Consider the following 1,486-nt stretch of genomic DNA (forward strand, 5'->3'; position numbering starts at 1 on the left):
CTTCTTGCCGTTCACCGAGTCGGTGAGCATGACCAGGCAGAACGGGCAGGCGGTGGAGACGATGTCGGGGTTGAGGGAGAGGGCCTCGTCGACGCGCTCGTTGTTGATGCGCTTGCCGATCCGCTCCTCCATCCACATCCGCGCGCCGCCGGCGCCGCAGCAGAAGCCGCGTTCCTTGTGGCGGTGCATCTCCTCGTTCCTGAGGCCCGGGACCTTGCCGATGATCTCGCGCGGGGGCGTGTAGATCTTGTTGTGGCGGCCCAGGTAGCAGGGGTCGTGGTAGGTGATGATGCCCTCGACCGGGGTGACGGGGATCAGCCTGCCCTCGTCCACCAGGTGCTGGAGCAGCTGGGTGTGGTGGATGACCTCGTAGTCGCCGCCGAGCTGCGGGTACTCGTTGCCGATCGTGTTCAGGCAGTGCGGGCAGGTCGCGACGATCTTCTTCGCCGACTTCGGCTTCTTCGTCGCCGGGTCCGCCTTGCCGTCCTCGTCGAGGGACTCGCCGAAGGCCATGTTCAGCGCGGCCACGTTCTCCATGCCGAGCTGCTGGAACAGCGGTTCGTTGCCGAGGCGGCGGGCGGAGTCACCGGTGCACTTCTCGTCGCCGCCCATGATCGCGAACTTCACGCCCGCGATGTGCAGCAGCTCGGCGAAGGCCTTGGTGGTCTTCTTCGCGCGGTCCTCCAGGGCGCCGGCGCAGCCGACCCAGTAGAGGTATTCGACCTCGGTGAGGTCCTCGATGTCCTTGCCGACGACCGGGACCTCGAAGTCGACCTCCTTGGTCCATTCCAGGCGCTGCTTCTTCGCCAGGCCCCAGGGGTTGCCCTTCTTCTCCAGGTTCTTGAGCATCGTGCCCGCCTCGGAGGGGAAGGCGCTCTCGATCATCACCTGGTAGCGGCGCATGTCCACGATGTGGTCGACGTGCTCGATGTCCACCGGGCACTGCTCGACGCAGGCGCCGCAGGTGGTGCAGGACCACAGCACGTCCGGGTCGATGACGCCGTTCTCCTCGGCGGTGCCGATCAGCGGGCGCCCGGCCTCGGCCAGCGCGGCCGCGGGCACCGAGGCGAGCTGCTCCTCGGTCGCCTTCTCCTCGCCCTCCATGGTCTTGCCGCCGCCCGCGAGCAGGTACGGCGCCTTGGCGTGCGCGTGGTCCCGCAGGGACATGATCAGCAGCTTGGGGGAGAGCGGCTTGCCGGTGTTCCAGGCGGGGCACTGCGACTGGCAGCGGCCGCACTCGGTGCAGGTGGAGAAGTCCAGCAGGCCCTTCCAGGAGAACTGCTCGACCTGGGAGACGCCGAAGACGTCGTCTTCGCCCGGGTCCTCGAAGTCGATCGGCTTGCCGTTCGAGGTCATCGGCTGGAGCGCGCCGAGCGCGGTGGAGCCGTCGGCGTTGCGCTTGAACCAGATGTTCGGGAAGGCCAGGAAACGGTGCCAGGCCACACCCATGTCCGTCTTCAGCGAGACCGTGATCATCCAGATGAAG

General features: G+C 67.3%; 1 protein-coding gene. It reads right to left on the bottom strand.

Annotation, left to right across the window (positions count from 1 at the left end):
- A partial coding sequence (locus AB0E62_RS39995; RefSeq protein ID WP_362206060.1) for a (Fe-S)-binding protein occupies window positions 1-1,486 on the bottom strand: 1,486 nt, incomplete at both ends.

It is taken from the genome of Streptomyces sp. NPDC038707 (assembly GCF_040636485.1).
GTDB lineage: Bacteria > Actinomycetota > Actinomycetes > Streptomycetales > Streptomycetaceae > Streptomyces.